3 protein-coding genes are annotated in these 6,162 nt (G+C 43.7%); all 3 read left to right on the forward strand.

Features of this window, described 5'->3' with window-relative positions:
- The first annotated feature begins 42 nt into the window (after positions 1–42).
- The 3 genes from gyrB to KYJ26_RS01415 all read left to right on the forward strand — a co-directional run bounded on the left by gyrB (position 43) and on the right by KYJ26_RS01415 (position 5,852).
- The gene (gyrB, locus tag KYJ26_RS01405) at positions 43–1,965 is read left to right on the forward strand and encodes a DNA topoisomerase (ATP-hydrolyzing) subunit B (protein WP_219165584.1); all 1,923 of its coding nucleotides are present in this window, start codon (positions 43–45) and stop codon (positions 1,963–1,965) included.
- Positions 1,966–2,088: 123 nt separating this feature from the next.
- On the forward strand, positions 2,089–4,623 hold the full coding sequence (gyrA, locus tag KYJ26_RS01410; RefSeq protein WP_219165579.1) for a DNA gyrase subunit A: 2,535 nt from the start codon (positions 2,089–2,091) through the stop codon (positions 4,621–4,623).
- 149 nt (positions 4,624–4,772) lie between these two features.
- On the forward strand, positions 4,773–5,852 hold the full coding sequence (locus KYJ26_RS01415) for an HD-GYP domain-containing protein (RefSeq protein WP_219165580.1): 1,080 nt from the start codon (positions 4,773–4,775) through the stop codon (positions 5,850–5,852).
- The last annotated feature ends 310 nt before the right edge of the window (positions 5,853–6,162 follow it).

Here is a 6,162-nt window from a genome sequence, read left to right on the forward strand (position 1 = left end):
AAAGCCCTGAAGGTTAGAAAGTGTAGGTGAATCAGTATGACTATGGAACAACAGCGATCGCAAGGCGGATCTTATGATGAAAATCAGATTCAGGTTCTGGAAGGCTTAGAGGCCGTCCGGAAGAGACCGGGTATGTATATTGGATCAACAAGCGGAAGAGGTCTGCACCACCTGGTGTGGGAAATCGTCGATAACAGTATTGATGAAGCATTGGCAGGCCATTGTGATGAAATAGAAGTCATCATTGAAGAGGATAACAGTATCACCGTTACAGATAATGGCCGTGGTATTCCAGTCGGTATCCATGAGAAAATGGGACGTCCTGCCGTAGAGGTCATCATGACGGTCCTTCACGCAGGCGGTAAGTTCGGCGGCGGCGGATACAAAGTATCCGGAGGTCTACACGGAGTGGGGGCATCGGTTGTAAATGCCCTATCCACAGAACTTGAGGTTCATGTCCACCGTGATGGGAAGATTTATTACCAGAAGTTCGAAAAAGGCGTACCTAGCTTTGATTTAAAGGTCATTGGAGAATCTGATAAAACGGGAACGATCATCCATTTCACCCCGGATCCTGAAATCTTTACTGAAACGACGGAATACGACTATGACACATTGGCAAACCGTATCCGTGAATTGGCGTTCTTGAACAGAGGGATCCAAATCAGTATTGAAGATAAGCGCGGAGAGGGAAAAAGACGTGATTACCATTATGAAGGTGGAATCAAGTCCTACGTCGAGCATCTTAACCGTTCGAAGGAAGTCATCCACGAAGAGCCGATCTATATCGAAGGTGAGAAAGATGACATTACCGTTGAAATCGCCCTTCAATACAATGACGGATTCGCAAGCAACCTTTATTCATTCGCCAATAACATCCATACTCACGAAGGTGGTACACATGAGTCTGGATTCAAGACGGCTTTGACAAGGGTCATCAATGATTATGCCCGTAAAAATAATGTATTCAGAGAAAGTGATGCTAACCTTTCCGGGGAAGATGTCCGTGAAGGATTGACCGCCATCATTTCGATTAAACATCCTGATCCTCAGTTCGAAGGTCAGACAAAAACAAAACTCGGAAACTCGGAAGCAAGAACGATCACGGACTCTCTTTTCTCAGAGCATCTCGAAACCTTCTTACTTGAAAATCCGGTTGTTGCCCGAAAGGTCGTTGAAAAAGGACTAATGGCCGCACGTGCCCGACTGGCTGCGAAAAAAGCAAGGGAGCTTACCCGCCGTAAGAGTGCCCTTGAGATTTCAAGCTTGCCTGGTAAACTGGCGGACTGTTCTTCTAAAGACCCAAGCATCAGCGAAATCTATGTGGTTGAGGGTGACTCAGCCGGCGGTTCAGCCAAACAGGGCCGTGACCGCCACTTCCAGGCCATCCTTCCACTGCGTGGTAAAATCATCAACGTAGAAAAGGCACGCCTTGATAAGATCCTTTCCAATAACGAGGTCCGTGCAATCATCACGGCACTCGGAACAGGAATCGGAGAAGATTTCGACCTGGCGAAAGCAAGATACCATAAGATTGTCATCATGACCGATGCCGACGTCGATGGCGCACATATCCGTACGCTGTTATTGACATTCTTCTATCGTTATATGAGAAATATCATTGAAGCAGGCTATATTTATATCGCTCAACCACCGTTGTACAAAATTCAACAAGGAAAGAAAATCGAGTATGCCTACAATGATAAAGAACTGGATCGTATCCTGGCAGAAATCTCACCGACACCTAAACCTGGAATCCAGCGTTACAAAGGTCTGGGAGAGATGAACCCTGAACAACTCTGGGAAACGACCATGGATCCGGAATCACGAACACTGCTGCAAGTGAGTCTTCAAGATGCGATCGAGGCCGATGAAACATTTGAAATCCTCATGGGTGACAAAGTAGAGCCTAGACGTAATTTCATTGAGGAAAACGCGGCTTACGTGAAAAACTTAGATATCTAACAGAAATCATTGACTAATGAAATAGTACAGGATAGACCACGTGCTATCCTGTCTTTTACATAGCGGACAAGGTAAAGAATAAGAAAGGTATAAACCTTTCTTTAAAAGGAGGTCCCTTTTACTATGGCGGAAACACCAAGATCGAATGTTAAAGAGATTAATATAAGTAATGAAATGCGCTCCTCTTTCCTGGATTATGCGATGAGTGTCATCGTGTCCCGTGCCCTTCCAGATGCACGTGACGGATTGAAGCCGGTCCATCGCCGTATTTTGTATGCGATGAATGACCTCGGGATGACGTCAGACAAAGCGTATAAGAAATCAGCCCGTATCGTCGGTGAAGTTATCGGTAAGTATCACCCCCACGGTGACTCGGCTGTTTATGACACGATGGTCCGGATGGCGCAGGATTTCAACTATCGTTATATGCTTGTGGACGGCCACGGTAACTTCGGTTCTGTCGATGGCGACGCAGCTGCAGCGATGCGTTATACAGAAGCGCGTATGTCCAAGATTTCGATGGAGCTCATTCGTGATATCAATAAAGATACAATCGATTATAAAGATAACTATGACGGCACAGAGCGGGAGCCGGAAGTATTACCTGCCCGTTTTCCTAACCTGTTGGTGAACGGTTCTTCAGGAATCGCCGTAGGTATGGCAACGAATATCCCGCCTCATAACCTTGGTGAAGTCATCGATGGGATCCTTGCATTAAGTAAAGACCCGGACATTACGATCCAAGAGCTGATGGAATTCATCTACGGACCTGATTTCCCTACTGCAGGATTGATTGTAGGAAGAAGCGGGATCCGTCGTGCCTATGAAACAGGTAAAGGCTCGATCACGATGCGTGCCCGTGTGGAAATCGAAACAAAGAGCAATGGAAAAGAGACGATCATCGTACACCAGATCCCTTATCAGGTGAATAAAGCGAGATTAATTGAGAAGATCGCGGATCTTGTCAGGGATAAGAAGATCGATGGCATCACAGATCTGCGTGATGAATCGGATCGAAACGGTATGCGGATCGTCATTGAAGTAAGAAAAGACGCCAATGCGAACGTATTACTTAATAATCTTTATAAGCAAACCGCCCTTCAAACAAGCTTTGGGATCAATCTTCTGGCACTTGTCGATGGACAGCCGAAGGTACTGAACCTAAAGGAATGTTTATATCACTACTTACAGCATCAACGCGTAGTCATTCGCCGCAGAACAGAATTTGAATTGCGCAAAGCGGAAGCAAGGGCCCATATCTTAGAAGGTCTGCGTATCGCCCTGGATCATATCGATGAAATCATCGCCCTGATTCGCGGAAGTCAAACGACGGAACTGGCGAAACAAGGATTGATGGAGAACTTCTCCCTATCCGATAAACAAGCCCAGGCCATCCTGGATATGCGTCTTCAACGTCTAACCGGTTTAGAACGTGAAAAGATCGAAGACGAGTATCAGGAACTGGTGAAATTGATCGCCGAATTAAAAGCGATCCTGTCAGATGATGAAAAGGTTCTTGAAATCATCCGCGAAGAGCTCATTGAAATCAAAGAGCGCTTCAATGATGAAAGAAGATCGGAAATCGTAGCAGGTGGCATCGAAAATATCGAGGATGAAGATTTGATCCCCAGAGAAAACATCGTTGTCTCTCTTACACATAACGGCTACATCAAACGTCTTCCTGTCTCTACCTACCGCAGCCAAAAACGTGGAGGAAGAGGGATACAGGGGATGGGAACAAATGATGAGGACTTCGTTGAACATTTATTGACAACGTCGACCCATGACACGATTCTATTCTTTACGAACAAAGGGAAAGCGTATCGTGCAAAAGGATATGAAATCCCTGAGTTCAGCCGTACCGCTAAGGGACTTCCAATCATCAATCTGCTTGGTGTAGAAAAAGATGAGTGGATCAACGCCATGATCCGGGTCGAAGAATTCGTGGACGATTGGTACCTATTCTTCACAACGAAGCAAGGTATTTCCAAGCGTACACCGGTATCGGATTTCGCGAATATCCGGACGAACGGACTGATCGCCATCAACCTTCGTGAAAACGATGAGCTGATTTCCGTTAAGTTGACCGATGGCGAGAAGGATATTATTATCGGTACGAAAGATGGAATGCTGATCCGTTTCCCTGAAACTGATGTCCGGTCTATGGGACGTACAGCTACCGGGGTTAAAGGCATCAACCTGAGCGATGATGATATCGTCGTCGGCATGGAAATCCTTGAAGATAAGAGCGATGTACTGGTAGTCACGGTCAATGGTTACGGAAAACGTACCCCAGCCAGCGAATATCGCATTCAAACACGTGGTGGTAAAGGACTGAAGACCTGCAATGTGACCGAGCGTAATGGAGAACTTGTCTCTGTTAAAGCCGTTACAGGTGAAGAAGACTTAATGATCATTACCGCACACGGTGTCCTCATCCGTATGGACGTGAACGATATTTCGACTACAGGTCGTAACACTCAAGGAGTCAAGCTGATCCGTCTTCAAGAAAGTGAATTCGTCTCAACCGTTGCAAAAGTTGAAAAAGAAGATGATGAAGAAACGGAAGCACCGGTCGAATCTGCTGAAGGAATAGAACAGCAGGACATGGAAGAACAATCTGTTTCTGAAGAAAGTAATGATGACAGCGAAGAATAAATAATAGAGTAAGCTATTTTCAGGAATGGATCGTCCATTCCGAAAATAGCTTTTTTTATTTAGGGAATATTTATTTTTTGAAAATAACAACTATATTCTGCTGAATTTGGTAAAATAAACTAAAAGAATAAGACGTGAGGTGTATATAGTTGAAGGTCCATCGTGGCGAAATACAATTAGGTTGCATCGTAGCTGAAGATATCATGGGGATGGCAGTAAACCCGATCATTCCTAAGAATACGGTACTTACAGAAGAACACTTGAATATTCTTCAAGCATTCCATATAGATGAGTTATTCATAGAGAAAACAAAAGTGGACGGCAATCCTTTCAGGTCCCCCCTCATCCCGGATCCTTCTAATGAGGAGAACACTAAACATGAGCCTCTGGGTTTCATAGACCTGTATTTAACGACTGTAAAAGAATTCAAGAAAGAGTTCATGAATTGGCAGTCGGGCACAGCTGTTAACGTTGCGAGAGTAAGAGAAATCATATTGCCTGTCATTCAAATAGTGGAACAAGATCATACATACGTATACTCCCTCCCTCAATATTCAACAAAGAAGGAATATATCTATCATCACGCCGTCTCTGTCAGTATTATAAGCGCATTGATAGGGAAAAAGCTTGGCTTGTCTTCCGGTCAGATAAATCAAGTGGCCTTAGCGGGAGCACTCTCAGACTGCGGAATGGCTAAGGTGAGCCCACATATTTTATCCAAAGAACAACCCTTAACAGAGAGTGAATTTAAAGAAGTGAAGCTCCATACCGCAAATGGCTATAAAATGGTCAAAGATACCCCATTATTAAAAACGGAAACGAAGCTTGCCATCTTCCAGCATCATGAACGCTTCGACGGTTCAGGATATCCATCATCCGAAAAGAGTGATCGTATCCATCTCTATTCTCAAATAGCAGGAATCGCCGATGTGTTTCATGCCATGACATCAGAAAGAATGTATAGAAGCAGACAGCCGATCTTTAAAGTATTGGATATGATCAGTAAGGACTTATTTGGAAAGTTTGATATTAAAGTAGTGGAAGGACTTCTTCAATTGATGGGAGACTTAAGAACAGGTACCCAGGTAAAACTATCGACGGGAGAGTATGGGGAAGTCATCTATACTAAACCAGACGCCTTCATTAGTCCCATCGTTAAACTAAAGACAGACGAAATAGTAGATTTATCTAAGCAAAAGAATATCTATATCGCGGAAGTTTTCATGTAGAGAGCAACGACAATTCCCTATACGAATAAAAAAATCGCGTTTCACTTTGTTGAACTGCGATTTTTTTAATCATTACCTCTTGTAATCTTAGTTAATAGTGTGTATACTATTATTTGTTGTCCGAAAGGCATTACATAATTATCGAGAAAAAAACTTTTCTAAAATAATAAAAATACCTTGACGATAAACGAAGTAAATGATATATTATAAAGGTCGCTTCAAACGAAGCGCTTGCACATTGAACCTTGAAAACTGAACAAAACAAGACAATAACGTCAACGTTAATTCTAGATTTATTTTAAGAGCTATT

Origin of the sequence: Rossellomorea orangium (assembly GCF_019334305.1) — a bacterium.
Classification (GTDB): Bacteria; Bacillota; Bacilli; order Bacillales; family Bacillaceae_B; genus Rossellomorea.